The 13,194-nt window shown below is 35.4% G+C and carries 15 protein-coding genes; 12 read left to right on the top strand and 3 right to left on the bottom strand.

The features are described 5' to 3' along the window. Positions 1–176 precede the first annotated feature (176 nt). Positions 177–548: a DUF4183 domain-containing protein gene (locus MHI40_RS18045; RefSeq protein WP_340763926.1), complete on the bottom strand. Its 372-nt coding sequence runs from the start codon at positions 546–548 to the stop codon at positions 177–179. Positions 549–712: 164 nt separating this feature from the next. Here MHI40_RS18045 and MHI40_RS18040 point away from each other — a divergent pair, with 164 nt between their 5' ends. The 12 genes from MHI40_RS18040 to MHI40_RS17985 all read left to right on the top strand — a co-directional run bounded on the left by MHI40_RS18040 (position 713) and on the right by MHI40_RS17985 (position 10,984). Beyond that, positions 713–1,072, top strand: coding sequence for a DUF4183 domain-containing protein (locus MHI40_RS18040; RefSeq protein WP_340763925.1), 360 nt, complete (start codon positions 713–715; stop codon positions 1,070–1,072). Between the two features lie 69 nt (positions 1,073–1,141). Then, complete coding sequence (locus MHI40_RS18035) at positions 1,142–2,395, top strand: glycosyltransferase family 4 protein (protein WP_445678333.1); 1,254 nt, start codon at positions 1,142–1,144, stop codon at positions 2,393–2,395. A gap of 49 nt (positions 2,396–2,444) precedes the next feature. Then, the gene (locus tag MHI40_RS18030) at positions 2,445–3,008 is read left to right on the top strand and encodes a hypothetical protein (protein ID WP_340763923.1); all 564 of its coding nucleotides are present in this window, start codon (positions 2,445–2,447) and stop codon (positions 3,006–3,008) included. Positions 3,009–3,173: 165 nt separating this feature from the next. Further along, positions 3,174–4,133, top strand: coding sequence for an NAD-dependent epimerase/dehydratase family protein (locus MHI40_RS18025; protein ID WP_340763921.1), 960 nt, complete (start codon positions 3,174–3,176; stop codon positions 4,131–4,133). Next, on the top strand, positions 4,130–5,032 hold the full coding sequence (locus tag MHI40_RS18020) for an NAD-dependent epimerase/dehydratase family protein (RefSeq protein WP_340763919.1): 903 nt from the start codon (positions 4,130–4,132) through the stop codon (positions 5,030–5,032). Before MHI40_RS18025 ends, MHI40_RS18020 begins: the two co-directional genes overlap by 4 nt. A gap of 181 nt (positions 5,033–5,213) precedes the next feature. Next, a complete protein-coding gene (locus MHI40_RS18015) occupies positions 5,214–5,735 on the top strand; it encodes a tubby C-terminal domain-like protein (RefSeq protein WP_340763917.1) in 522 nt (173 codons plus the stop codon). A gap of 133 nt (positions 5,736–5,868) precedes the next feature. Then, complete coding sequence (locus MHI40_RS18010; RefSeq protein WP_093537408.1) at positions 5,869–6,291, top strand: organic hydroperoxide resistance protein; 423 nt, start codon at positions 5,869–5,871, stop codon at positions 6,289–6,291. A 19-nt stretch (positions 6,292–6,310) separates the two neighbouring features. Beyond that, positions 6,311–6,748 carry a MarR family winged helix-turn-helix transcriptional regulator gene (locus MHI40_RS18005; protein ID WP_340763914.1) on the top strand — a complete coding sequence of 146 codons (438 nt, stop codon included), beginning with the start codon at positions 6,311–6,313 and terminating at the stop codon, positions 6,746–6,748. A 5-nt stretch (positions 6,749–6,753) separates the two neighbouring features. Next, positions 6,754–7,230, top strand: a complete 477-nt coding sequence (locus MHI40_RS18000; protein ID WP_340763912.1) for a glutathione peroxidase — start codon at positions 6,754–6,756, stop codon at positions 7,228–7,230. Positions 7,231–7,322: 92 nt separating this feature from the next. Continuing rightward, a complete protein-coding gene (locus tag MHI40_RS17995) occupies positions 7,323–7,673 on the top strand; it encodes a hypothetical protein (RefSeq protein WP_340763910.1) in 351 nt (116 codons plus the stop codon). 160 nt (positions 7,674–7,833) lie between these two features. Continuing rightward, positions 7,834–9,219: an MATE family efflux transporter gene (locus MHI40_RS17990; RefSeq protein ID WP_245762704.1), complete on the top strand. Its 1,386-nt coding sequence runs from the start codon at positions 7,834–7,836 to the stop codon at positions 9,217–9,219. Positions 9,220–9,316: 97 nt separating this feature from the next. Next, positions 9,317–10,984, top strand: coding sequence for a diguanylate cyclase domain-containing protein (locus MHI40_RS17985; RefSeq protein WP_340763908.1), 1,668 nt, complete (start codon positions 9,317–9,319; stop codon positions 10,982–10,984). 69 nt (positions 10,985–11,053) lie between these two features. On the opposite strand, the gene MHI40_RS17980 is transcribed toward MHI40_RS17985, so the two are convergent. Both MHI40_RS17980 and MHI40_RS17975 read right to left on the bottom strand, forming a co-directional pair. After that, a complete protein-coding gene (locus MHI40_RS17980; RefSeq protein ID WP_340763906.1) occupies positions 11,054–12,229 on the bottom strand; it encodes an aminotransferase class I/II-fold pyridoxal phosphate-dependent enzyme in 1,176 nt (391 codons plus the stop codon). A 264-nt stretch (positions 12,230–12,493) separates the two neighbouring features. Further along, positions 12,494–13,192: an ABC transporter ATP-binding protein gene (locus MHI40_RS17975; RefSeq protein WP_093537414.1), complete on the bottom strand. Its 699-nt coding sequence runs from the start codon at positions 13,190–13,192 to the stop codon at positions 12,494–12,496. Positions 13,193–13,194: the final 2 nt, after the last annotated feature.

Genomic DNA, 13,194 nt, shown 5'->3' with positions numbered 1-13,194 from the left:
TAAGGATAGATAATAAAGATTGCCTAGAGATTCCCCGAGATTATCTCACTAAGAAAATTGGTATTGTGTCTGTAATTGTCTTATCAATGTCCGACTTTTATCAGTGATAGTCTATACTATTCTCGATTACAAGATTGACAGAGAAAGTACAAATAAAAAAAGACAGGTTTCCCTGTCTATTCTGATACTATCTCTGGATGAAAGTTGACCGTCTCCATAATAATGGGAGTACCTTTAGGGATTTCCGAATCATCAGGGAGAGAGAGAAGTAAGGAGCCTATTCCGTCTTCTCCGGCCGTATATGAGAAATTTTCATCCATTTGTAGTACCCCATTTATATATACATTAAAGTAACTGTTGTTTAGATTTAGCACTGGCAACGATTGAGCTATTTCCCCCTGATCATTTAGAAAATCAGATGCATTAATCTTATGAGTGGTAACCTCTGTGATAGTTTCTGGTACCTCATGAAAGTAGCGTGCGACAGTGGGTGAAGTTGAAATCGTTTGTTTTGGTGTGATAGCTAATTTAACAATTTTTAAAGCCAAACGTGTTCCTCCTTTTCATTTCTCTTTCAACATATGACTAAAAGTCAGAGAGAGATATGGGCATTTGAGTATTTTTTCGGAAAATGAGAAGAAGGGCCTAATGTATACACATTTTTATTATTTCATGGATACACTAACTTTATTTATATGTTAGGGGGGAAGAAATGATAAACCAACCGTACGTCCCGCGGAAAGCGACTGCATACTTTTCGGAGCCTTTAATCATTCCTTTAAAAGTAAGTAAATCAGAGTCCAAAGTAGTGAGCCATAGAACGGTTGTGACAACTGAACTTTTTGTATTATCGGATGGTGTGAAGAAAGTATATACCGAACAAGATGCTATTGCTGATTGTGGGCTTCAACAAATGATGAATCCAGCAAATGCGTCTTATATGAACCTTTTTATAAACGGGATTTTACAGCCGAAAATAAATTACCTAGTATCGGAAGGAAGACTTTTGTTATTGACGGAAGATGTACCTGAAAAGGGATGTCCAATTGTTCTTCAAATGATTCAAATTTAAAAGCCCACACCAATTGACATCAACGGCAATAAGTATAGAACATGCGGTTAAAACGGGGAGATGTATAATTTGAAAATCTTGCTAGCCACATATTGGCCTATTCCCCATTTAGGTGGAGTTTGGAACTATATGGTTCATTTGAAAAAGAAGTTGGAACAGCTTGGACATGAAGTAAATGTACTTGGATATGATGAGGATAATTTGAATATCCATATGATAGGTTCCGATCAAAAGATTACTAGAGACAAGTTGTTGCCATTACTTCAAGCGAAGATAAATAAAGAAAATTATCCAGAAATTTATGAAAATAAATTAGTTGAATATACAGAGTTTCAACGATATATTTTCGAACTGGGAACAGCTTACTTTGGGTTAGATGATTATGATTTGATACACACACAAGATGTTATTTCTACAGCTTGTATCGATCGAATTCGACCTAAACATGTTTCGCTCGTTGCAACTTTACATGGTTCTGTCGCACATGAAATCCATCACCAACTAAACACCATTCACAAAACGCCCAATTCTTATATTGCTAGAGCGTATTACGATGACTTAGAAAAATTAGGAGCAAATACTGCGGAAATAACTGTTGTAGCGAACAATTGGTTGAAGAATATATTAATAGATGAATTTAAGGTAGCAGAGGAACAAATAAAAGTACTCCATTATGGTTTTGATACTGAAAGCTTCATTAAGCAAATGAAAGTGAAGTCTCTTATTACGCCACCCAAAAACAAAAAGGTGCTTATCTATACAGGAAGACTAATTGATCTAAAAGGAATTCAGTATTTGATAGACACTTTAGGGAAACTAAAAAAGGAACGACAAGATTGGGTTTGTTGGATAGTGGGGTCAGGGGATAGTGAATCTAAACTACGAGTTAAATGTAAGGTGCTTGGTTTAGATGATTACGTTCAATTTCTAGGGAAACGTGATGATATTCCAGCTTTATTAGGAAAGGCTGATATTTATATATTGCCAACATTGTTAGAAAATCAGCCATTGTCGTTAATCGAAGCGCAGATTGCTGGGAAAGCAACAATAGTCAGCGACGTTGGAGGTTTGCCTGAAATGGTCCAGCATAATGTAACGGGTATATTAACACCTCCTGGTGATTCTAATATGTTGTTTGAAAACATAAATTTACTTTTAGATAATGAGCAGTTGCGAAAGAAACTAGGAACAAATGCGAAAAAATGGGGTATGACACATTGGTCGATTGATCAAGGGGTAAAAAGTTTACTGGAAGTCTACAATGATGCCATTTCCATGAGGAAGAATGGTGAAGAAGATGTCCCGCATAATCCACTACATTAACCTTTTTTTTCTGGCCATATATTACAAGAGTCAGACTTGGTGGAGAGGGTTGTGGAACCATAAGAAATCGGTGACAGATTCGTCCATAAAAGAAGAAACCATTGTTTCATCAGAAAATTACAATTCTAGGTTTTCTAGTAATGGATTTAACTCAGAAGTAGCTATTGTTAAAGAGGTATGGGATCAGATAGATAGTTCGATTCCAAACGAAACGCAATTTCCAAATCCTTCAACAATCAATTTGCTGAAACCGATGAAATCAGATTATTATAATTTGTTGTTTCCATATTCGCCAATAACTCCAAACTTATTTGTAGATCGGGGTGTATGGACAGATATACTGAGTAATTTGCCAGAGGGGTATGAGATTCCACCAACTGTAACGATAAAATTAATGAAACCTATGAGTAGTGAGTATTACGAGGATATTTTCTCTCCATTAGCAGGTAATTCTAAGACATTTGTGGATAATCGTATTTGGGAAGAAATTATGAAAAATCTCCCCAGCTCTTATTTGATTCCTAGTACTAAAACAGATATAGGTATATGGGCAAAACGACATAATACGGCTGCACCGATTATTATGAAACATAATTTCAGCAATTCTTCTTAAAAAAATTTTCAGATGAATGATTCTTTAATGATTCATTCATTTTTTTATTGCTTATCGAACGAATTGTCTAATCTGTTTTTGGACTTTCACACTTTTCTCAGGCACATGTCCCCATTTTTCTGTTCATCCTGCATATATTATGAAAAAGCCAAAAGGAGATTGAATATGAAAGTAATAGTTTCAGGGGGGGCGGGCTTCATAGGCTCTCATCTTGTTGATGCACTTATAGACAGAGGGATTGAGGTTCATATTATAGATAACTTGCTGTCTGGGCGGAAGGGAAATATCAATCCACAAGCACAATTACACGTCGTTGATATATGTAGCGAGGAAGCAAGTAAAGTCATTATGAATATCAGACCAGATGCATTTTATCACTTAGCTGCACAAGCCGATGTGGGAAAATCTGTACAATACCCTAAGTATGATGGAAATATAAATATTATCGGCACTCTTAATGTACTAGAGGCTTGTCGTAGGGCAAAAGTGGGGAAGTTTATATTTGCCAGCACCTCCGCTGTATACGGAAATTTAAACAATGAAATAATTTCAGAAGAAGAAATCACAGTTCCTGCTTCATTTTATGGTTTGTCCAAGCTAACTGCTGAGTCTTACATAAGGCTTTTCTACGAGCTCTATAGACAATCGTATACAATTTTAAGGTATGCCAATGTATACGGTCCGCGGCAACTTCCTAAAGGAGAAGGTGGGGTTGTTTCTGTATTTTTAGATCGACTTCAAAAAGGTGGACCTATCAATGTACATGGCGATGGACAGCAAACGAGAGACTTTATCTATGTAAAGGACATTGTTGCCGCAAATATTGCGGCATTGGAGTTAGGTGATCAAGAAACAATCCAGGTAAGTACCTCACAAAAGACTTCCATAAACGATATATTATCCTTATTAACAGAGATTCATGGAATATCCATTCAACGAGAGTTTACCGCACCGAGGGAAGGGGATATTAAACATAGTTGCTTGTGCAATGGAAAAGCTAGAAATCTATTAAACTGGAATCCGTCATATACAATCGAGGATGGTTTAAGAGAAACTTATACATTTAATAAGCAATTAGAAAGCGATATTTCTAGTGCATATTTTGAGAACGAGCTAATGGGATGACCAACCAGACGAAGTTATTAATAACAGGGGCCACAGGTTTTACAGGTATTCATGCCTGTCGTCATTTTCAACAAGCTGGCTACGAAGTAATTGGAGTTTCTAGAAAGCCATTTACTTTAGAAGGTAGTCAAATGCAAATCGAACCATGTGATCTAACAAATAAAAATGAAATAATGGACTTGATACAAAAGCACAATCCAGACAGAGTCCTCCATTTGGCAGGGCAAAATCATGTACCCTCATCCTGGACAAATCCAATCGCTTCTTTAGAAGTAAATACAATGTCCACAGCTTATTTACTGGAAGCGATTAGACATGAAATTCCTGAATGTAGGGTTGTAGTCGTGGGGTCTACTCTTCAATTTGATATAAATGATATTACAACTTTGGAACATCCATATAGCTTAAGTAAAACCTTACAAGCATTGGTAGCAAGGTCTTGGCAGTTATTATATGAAATGGATATTGTCATTGCAAACCCATCGAATTTAATAGGTCCAGGAAAATCAAACGGGGTTTGCTCTATTTTAGCTAAAAAGGTTGCAGAGATGGAATTACTAGGATCAGAAAAAGTTCTCAAGATAAACAATTTGTTGGCCCAACGCGATTTTCTAGATGTGCGTGATGCAGTTAGTGGATATGAAATTATTTTTAATAAAAGTCAATCTGGTAGTATGCATAATGTAACCTCGGGACTGCCAAGATACCTAAAAGAAATTACTAGTAGTTTGCAGGCCATTTCTAGTGTTGAGTTCACAGTGGAGTCTATTGAAGATAAACTAGAAGAAAAAGAGATTATGCATTCTTCTAATCTTATAGTAGAAAATATGTCATCTTTTATCCCATTCGATAAATCAATGGAAGATATTCTAAATTACCAGCGTAAATCGCTAGCATAGATGATAAAATCTATAAGTGCAGATAATGTTGTTGAATGCTCATGAGCTAATATGATTCATGAGCATTGCTTTGTTACATATAGATTCAGAAGGGCCTAAATCTATTAGACCTTAATAGGGATTTGTTTCCCGGGAAATAATTTAGTCGAGTTATGTAGTAATTTTCACAGGAGGAATAAACATGGCTAACTATACATACGAACAACCGGTTAATATTGCAGAGAATCCGAAAACCCCTGTTTACAATGAAAGAGGAGAAGTTGTTTTTATATTTCAACGATATTATTCTAATGGTTTAAAAAAACGGTTAGATAAAATAATGGATTACCGTTACTTTCTTATCTATAACGTTTACGATAGTAACGAGAATTTAATTTGCATGTGTAAAAAACTATCTCGAAAAGGTAGGGTTTATTTTGAGGTTTATGACTATATTAACGAGAATAAATACTTAGTTGCTTATGATAAATGGAAAGAGCTCGTTCCAGACTTACTAATATCAGATGGTAATGTACAGATAAAATTGGATAAGGAAATGGAAGACTGGTCTAAGTTTATCTATAATGATAGTGAGATCGCGAAGTGGAAGGCAGAGCTTAATGATTTATTTAAAATTCAGCTTGAAGTGAATGATAACTCCCCTGTAAATAATGTCGGACTTTTTATCGCGATTAGTCAGTGTGTATTGTTTATAGGTTCTTAAATAAAAGTGTGTGGAATTTTCTGATGGAAAATTTCATACACTTTTTTGTAATGCATATTATTTTACATCGTACACGATATAGTTTAATCTGATAATTAGATGGAACGCTATACAAACTAGAGGAGGAAAGAATATGAAAACATTATACGAAACAACTATTGTAAATACTGGTGGACGACAAGGTGAGGTACATTCATTAGATAATATATTTTATTTGGACATTGCTAAACCACAAGCTTTAGGCGGGGAAGCGACTACAGCATCAAATCCAGAACAACTTTTTGCTGCGGGATACAGTTCTTGCTTTAACAGTGCTTTAGAGCTTGTGTTAGAACAGGATAAAGTAAAAGTAGAAAAAAGTGAAGTTACTGCTACTATTTCATTGATCGCGGACAAAGAAAATGGCGGAGTGAAATTAGCTGCGAAGCTAGAAGTAGAGATTTTTGGGTTAGACGATCATGAGTTGAAAGAAAAGTATGTGAAAAAAGCGCATGATTACTGCCCATATTCAAAAGCAGTAAAAAATTCCATTGATGTAGAAATAATCGTAAAATAATAATTTAGGTGTGATTTTCATGAACAATCCTTCCAAGTTGGAACAGCAGCTATGCTTCGAGGTTTATAAAGCATCTAGTAACTTTTCTAAGTTGTATGCACGAACTTTGGAGCCATTCCATTTAACATTCTCTCAATATCTAGTATTGCTCACGTTATGGGAACAGAATAACTTGTTAGTGAAGGATATCGGAAATCAATTAGGTCTAGGAATTGGAACATTAAATCCAATTATTAACCGAATGATTGCAAATGGATGGCTTAACAAAGAACAGTCTGATAAGGATAAACGAGCATTCGTCATTTCATTGACAGAAAAGGCATTAGAGCAAGAAAAACCAATCGAACGGGCAATTATTAGTAAAATTACTAGCTGCAATTATTTAGATATTAACGCCAAGACTTTAATGACTAACCTTAAAGAGTTAAATGTATTTCTAAATCAACTTAAGGAGTGAGTAATTTGAGTATCTATGATATTAAAGTGAAAAAATCGGACGGCCAAGAGTACGAATTAAATGAGTATAAGGGAAAACCAATGCTTATCGTAAACACAGCAACTAAATGTGGCTTAAGCGGTCAGTTTGATGGACTTGAAAAAATATATAATGAGTATAAAGAAGAAGGGCTTGTTGTTTTAGGATTCCCGTCGAATCAATTTAAACAAGAGTTAGGTAACGCGGAAGAAGCCGAGCAAGCATGTCGAATGAGCTATGGTGTTACATTTCCAATGCATGAAATGACTAAGTTAAATGGTAAAGAAGCGCACCCGCTATTTCAACATTTAACATCTAATAGTAAAGGGATATTGTCAAAAAGCATCAAATGGAATTTCACTAAATTTCTTGTCGATAAAAATGGTAATATCATAAAAAGATATGCACCAACGGATAGTCCGGAATCGATAAAAGCCGACATTGCAAAAGTAGTTGCAGAATAACCCTCAACAAAACAAGACTCCATTTAACTTTTTATGTTTAATCTTGAGAGAAAAAAGGAATAATAGTGAAAAAGATGAAATGGGGAAAACCTATGGGGAGATTAGTAGAGAAAGAACAGATTCTTTTAGCTTACTATGTTTGTAATTTCTTGGAAAAAAACGATAAAAATGCTGACGAATTAGGGGAAGTTTTAACAAAGGCATTAGGAGATAATTTGACTAGTATTCAGGAGGCACTAAACAACAAAGGTTTGCTGAGTGACCATGACCAAATGATTACTAATGAAGGAATATTATATATAGACAATATTTTACACATTCAATCTGATGCTGTAGAGCGAAATAAATTAGCTTATGTAAAGGATAATCTTTTGACATATGAAATAGAGTTATCTGTTCCAGAGATTAAAGAGTATATTCATAAACATATAGGGATTGAATAATAGATAATTGCACGTTTGACTTCCTCAATAGTCAAACGTGTATTTTTGTATGAAGGATCAGGAGAAATTTAGTATTAAGTCAATAAAACCAATAGGAGAAAATCAGTTTCTATGGTAAGATTCTTCTTATTAAAAATTTCAGGATAAAGAAGGAGTAGCAGTGGTAGTCACTAAAAAGAACAATTTAGGGGAAAAGTTAAGCTTATTTACTTTGACTTGGCCGATATTTTTAGAAGTATTTTTATTTATGTTAATGGGGATAGCCGATACTTTTATGCTCAGTGCACTCTCGGATGATGCAGTATCAGGAGTGGGAGCGGCAAATCAGTATATTCACATAGCAATATTGGTATTAGAAGTTGTCGGTAATGGTGCGGCGATTGTTGTTTCTCAATATCTAGGATCGAAACGTTATGTAGAAGCATCAAAGATATCAGGTTTGGCAGTGACATTAAATTTATGTGTAGGAGTAATCCTGAGTATTGGTTTTGTTCTATTTTCCAAAAAAATGATGGTTGCGATGAATTTGCAAGGCGATGTTTTAGCACACGCAAATCAATATTTGACAATTGTTGGTGGAGCAATTTTTTTACAAGCCATTATTAATGCTCTCGCAGCTATTATTCGTGTACATGGATATACAAAACAGACCATGCTTGTTTCTCTTGGTATGAATGTTTTTCATGTAATAGGAAATTACGCTTTAATTTTTGGGAAATTTGGTTTTCCAGAACTAGGAGTACAAGGTGCGGCTATTTCATCTGTATTAAGTCGTTTTCTAGCTTTGCTTGTCTTTTTCTGGTTGCTTTATCGGGTAATGGAGTACCGTGTGCAAGTGCATTATTATTTCACTCTGTCGAAAGAATATATTGCAAAAATTTTACGGATCGGTCTTCCGTCTGCATTTGAGCAGATTTTGTATCAGGGTTGTCAAATTGTGTTCCTGTACTATGTGACCTATTTAGGAGCCGAATCATTGGCTGCAAGACAATATGCAGTAAATATATCGATGTTCACATACTTGTTTGCAATTGCTATTGGAATGGGAACAGCAATTATCGTCGGGCGACTTGTAGGTGCAAGTGAAAAAGAGGAAGCATATAAGTCCGTCTGGTTTAGTGTGAAATGGGCAGTTATTTTTACAGTAACAATGGTGACGATTGTCATAGTATTACGCTATCCATTAATGGGGTTATTCACTGACAATAAAGAAATAATTGAGATAGGTGCATCTGTACTATTATTAAGTTTTCTTTTAGAAACTGGTCGGACGATAAATATAGTCATTATCAATTCTTTACGTGCAGCAGGTGATGCAACTTTCCCTGTATTTGTGGGAGCCTTGTCAATGGTAATGATGAGTTTACCGTTAGGATACTTTTTAATATTTGTACTCGATCTAGGGTTAGTTGGAGTTTGGTTAGCCATAGCAGCAGATGAATGGACCCGCGCTACAATTATGTTCTTTAGATGGAAAAGCAGACGTTGGGAAAAGTTTGCGCTTATACAACCTTCAAAAGGGGAAGACAGACCAAGAGGTAGCTAGATAATTTCCTATCTGGCTCATTCTTGGTCTATTTTTCCATCAATAAGCTTAGTAGTGTATATTTAAATATAAATATTGTATCAAGAGGTGAATGAACATGGCGAATGAAAATCTATCATTAGTTAAAGCGCTTATGTATGGAATTCCTGAAATGGTCTTTATATTGAGGGTCGAAGAAAAAAAACAATTTATATGTGAGTTTTTAAATACATCTTTGAAAAATAGATTGAACCTAACTCATGAAGCAGTTGGAAAATCGTTACATGGCATTCTCTCTGAAGAACCTGCAAACAAGCTACAAAAAGAATGTATGGAAGTGATCAAGAAGAAGAAAATTCACTTGTTTGAGGAATGTATTAAGATTAAAACGGGTGACAGAATTTATGTTGAAATAACTTTAACACCAATCCTAAACGGGGATGAAGTATGTACGCATATCGTGGCTCTAGCAAAGGACATAACAACTGAGAGATTAATAGAAATCGAAAAGATGAAAAGTCAAAGTCAGTTGGCAGCAACAGAATCCGAATATAGATCTCTCTATGACCATAATCCCGATGCTATATTTAAAATTGATTTGGAAGGATATATAACTAGTGGAAATCGTGCACTGGAACAATTGAGTGGTTATACAGTAAACGAACTTATTGGAGAGTTTTTTATCAACTTTGTAGAAACAAAAGACAAAGAAGAAGCGAAAGAATGTCTTGCTCAAGCATTAAACGGTGAACTGAGGGACTATCGGTTAAACTTTTTGGGCAAATCGGGAACTTTAATGGGCTGCTTAGTAAAACTAACTCCAATTATATTAGACGGACGGCAAACGGGCATTTTCGTCGGAGTAAAAGATATGAGAGAGTTAGACAAGCTTGCAAGCAATTATATTGATAGTGAAGAAAAGTTTCGTATTATAGCCGAAAATGTACAAGACGTTATTATTTTACTGAACGATAAGCAAGAGTATTTATATGTCTCACCTTCTGGCAAAGAAATATTTGAATATGACCAACAAATTGGGGAAAAGCATCCATTTTTGAATATACATCCAGGTGGTGTAGTGCTTTTAGAAGACCGTTTTCAACAAGCTATTAAAGACAAGAAATCTTACAAAGTTGAGCTAAAAGCGATGCATGTAAATAAGGGGTGGATATGGACTGAACTAAATGGTACCCCGGTATTTGATGACAGTGGCAAGTTTAAATACATGCTACTAATTGCTCGTGATATTTCGTTGCAAAAAGAGAATGTAGACCAATTAGAGTATTATGCCTACCACGATTCTTTAACAGGATTACCAAACAGGCGTTATTTTACAAATCGCCTTCAGGAAATTTTAGAGCAAGAAGAAAAAACGGGTGAAGGCTTTGCGGTAATCCTTCTAGACATTGATGACTTTAAACAAATCAACGATAACTTTGGACATGAAACAGGAGACGATGTTATTCAAGAGTTTGGAAGCAGATTAAGGGAAGTCCTAGATTCCGAAGATTTTGTAGCGAGATTAGGGGGAGATGAATTTATCGCCTTAATCGCCAATATCCACGAGGAAGGTCAAATCTTGGAAAAGGTAGAAAATATTCAGCAAGCTATCCAGGCTTCTTGGTCAATCGATGATTATGTATTGAATATCTCTGCAAGTATTGGTATTGCATTTTCTTCTATAAGTGGTTCTACGGCTACATCCGTTTTTAAAGAAGCGGATAAGGCTATGTATGATGCTAAAAATTCCGGTAAAAATTTAGTTCGTTTTAATCATCCCAATTAAAAAGCAATCTCAAGTCGTGAAATGACTAGAGATTGCTTTTTTATTTTTTAGATCTAGAAACGAAGATATTCAGCAAATTGAAAGTGCTTTTAACTTCTTTAATTGTTCCACTGCTAGTTTCAGTATATTAATATCTTGTACTAATGCAATGCGAACATAACCAGCACCAGCGGATCCAAAAACAGTGCCTGGTACCATTACAACACCAGTTTGATCGATTACTTCAAATACAAAATCCTTGTCATTCATTTCATAGGGATACTTTGCCCAAATGAACATCCCTCCAGTAGAAGGTGCAACCTTCCAACCCAGATCAGTTAAAGCCTGGGTTAGGAAATGATATCTCTCGGAAAATATCTTACGTAGTCGATCTGTTATTTCCTCTGCGTGATTTAAGACAACAATACCAGCTTCTTGAATAGGGCCGTAAATCCCAAAGTCTAAATTCGACTTTAATTGTTTCATAATATTAATCATCTCTTCATTTCCTGCAATATAAGCAATGCGTGTTCCTGCTAGACTAAAGCTCTTCGATAAAGAGTTAATCTCCATACCTACTTCTAGAGCTCCTGGTGTTGAGAGGAAACTGTTCGGTGCATCGCCAGTAAAATAGAATTCTGAATAAGCCGCATCATGCAAAATAATAATATTGTACTTATTAGCAAAAGCTACGACTCTCTCAAAGAAAATCGGATCAGGCATTGCTGGAACCGGATTTCCAGGTAAATTCAATATCATTAGTTTTGCCTTTACCGCAACTTCTTCTGGTATTGCATCTAGATTAGGTAAAAAATTGTTTTCTTCTAATAGCTCCATATAATAGGGTTTAGCACCGGCAAGTTTAATGCCAGCATCATAGGCTACATATCCAGGATTTGTCGTAAGAATGATATCTCCTTCATCGCAAAAGGCAATTGGTAGATGAACGAGTCCTTCTTGGGAACCCATTGTTTGAACAATTTGCGTCTCTGGATTTAAGATAACATTGGAACGACGCTTATAATAATCTGCAACAGCTTCATTGAAACGTTTAGTTCCGGTAAGTGTATAACCGTATGAATCCGTTGCAAAGCTAAGATCTGATAATACTTTTCTAGCACGTTCATCTGGTGGAAGGTCAGGGCTGCCTAAGCTTAAATCATATAAGTCAAAACCTTGAGCTTGCTTTGCAGCAGCTGCGGCTTTCAAATCTCCAAAAATAGCTTTTTCAAATAACGACATTTTAGTAGATGGTTGAACTTTCAATATAAGCACTCCTAACTCATTAATAAAATTTTATGTTTTATGATATCACAATTTTCAATATAATTGTGATAAAGATGAATGCGATATATTACAAATGGTAAAAAAAGAAGAGTCCCACGATTTGTCACCTCAACCAAAGGTATCAAATTCAAGATAAAAAGGAGTATTGGTTGTGACGGGTGTCACAGCCAATACTCCTAGAAATTCGGTAGTCTTATAGTGGGGATTCCATCCAGATTCGAAAGCGATAGAAAAGGCTTTTCTTTAAAGGATTGCTTGCGATTTTTTAGATGTTTCCTTCAATTTTAGTACACCATCCGTCATTTCATAAACCTTATCGCAATACTCTATTAGACGAGTATCATGCGTCACGACGATTGTTGTTGTTTTATTTTGTGTTGTTTCTTTTTTCAATAATTCCATCACTTCATAAGCCTTCTCCGAATCTAGAGATGCGGTAGGCTCATCTGCGAGGAGAATGGAAGGTTTGCTATATAAGGCTTTAGCAATAGCAACACGTTGACGTTCACCACCAGATAAATCAGCAGGATATTTTTTGCGTAATTCTTTTATGCCAAGATTATCGTATAACGCATTCAATTCCTCTTTGCTCATATTATCTTTTTTTACATTATCTAATAATTTCATTTGATTATCGACATTTAAAAATGGTACAAGATTAGACGCTTGCAAGATAAAACCTATTTCTTTTAGTCTAATTTTGGAGCGTTGTTTTTCATTTAAATCCGCAAGATCCTTGTTATTTACTAATATTGCTCCACTTGTGGGAGTTTGTAGTCCACCTGCAACTGTTAAAAAGGTACTTTTCCCTGATCCTGAAGGACCAATGACTGCTATTAACTCTCCTGGTTCAGCAGAAAAATTCGTTTCTTTTAAAGCATCTACCTTCATATGTCCACTGCCAAATGATTTTTTTACATTATTAAGTTCTAAAATAGCCAATT

This window comes from Psychrobacillus sp. FSL H8-0510 (genome assembly GCF_038008345.1).
Classification (GTDB): domain Bacteria; phylum Bacillota; class Bacilli; order Bacillales_A; family Planococcaceae; genus Psychrobacillus; species Psychrobacillus psychrotolerans.
The sequence above is the reverse complement of the archived record's forward strand: the minus strand, read 5'-3'. Positions and strand labels throughout refer to the sequence as shown.

Bases quoted from the DNA above. Each gene is read 5' to 3' on its own strand.
- MHI40_RS18040 (WP_340763925.1), top strand. From the start codon at position 713: ATGATAAACCAACCGTACGTCCCGCGGAAAGCGACTGCATACTTTTCG.
- MHI40_RS18025 (WP_340763921.1), top strand. From the start codon at position 3,174: ATGAAAGTAATAGTTTCAGGGGGGGCGGGCTTCATAGGCTCTCATCTT.
- MHI40_RS18020 (WP_340763919.1), top strand. From the start codon at position 4,130: ATGACCAACCAGACGAAGTTATTAATAACAGGGGCCACAGGTTTTACA.
- MHI40_RS18015 (WP_340763917.1), top strand. From the start codon at position 5,214: ATGGCTAACTATACATACGAACAACCGGTTAATATTGCAGAGAATCCG.
- MHI40_RS18010 (WP_093537408.1), top strand. From the start codon at position 5,869: ATGAAAACATTATACGAAACAACTATTGTAAATACTGGTGGACGACAA.
- MHI40_RS18005 (WP_340763914.1), top strand. From the start codon at position 6,311: ATGAACAATCCTTCCAAGTTGGAACAGCAGCTATGCTTCGAGGTTTAT.
- MHI40_RS17995 (WP_340763910.1), top strand. From the start codon at position 7,323: ATGGGGAGATTAGTAGAGAAAGAACAGATTCTTTTAGCTTACTATGTT.
- MHI40_RS17985 (WP_340763908.1), top strand. From the start codon at position 9,317: ATGGCGAATGAAAATCTATCATTAGTTAAAGCGCTTATGTATGGAATT.